This is a genomic window from Bacillus sp. B2-WWTP-C-10-Post-4, from assembly GCF_009183805.1.
GTDB lineage: Bacteria > Bacillota > Bacilli > Bacillales > Bacillaceae_G > Bacillus_A > Bacillus_A cereus.
This window is the reverse complement of record NZ_WEII01000287.1, coordinates 1-384: the sequence shown is the minus strand read 5'-3', so window position 1 is coordinate 384 and position 384 is coordinate 1. Positions and strand designations below refer to the sequence as shown.

Here is a 384-nt window from a genome sequence, read left to right as displayed (position 1 = left end):
GGGCTGATAAATCCGTTAATTATTTAGTTGATAAACAGGTATTAAATGGTTATCCAGATGGAACTTTTGGTTCAAATGACTCATTAGACAGAGCTTCGGCTACAAAAATTATGACAAAAGTTTTAGGGATACAAATTGATCCTAATGCAAAACCATCTTTTACAGATTCACAAAACCACTGGGCTACTCCTTATATTGCTGCTGCTGAAAAAGCTGGTATTGTTAAAGGGGAAGGTAATGGAATCTTTAATCCATCTGGAAAAGTAACTCGCGCTGCTATGGCTACGATGCTAGTAAATGCATATAAACTACAAAGCACACCAAATCATAATGATCAGGTTAGATTTGAAGATTTAAAAGGGCATTGGGGAGAAAAATATGCCA

1 protein-coding gene is annotated in these 384 nt (G+C 35.9%); it reads left to right on the top strand.

Annotated elements, in window-relative coordinates:
• The coding region (locus GBN78_RS29980) for an S-layer homology domain-containing protein (RefSeq protein WP_193224781.1) at positions 1–384 on the top strand (384 nt) is incomplete at both ends.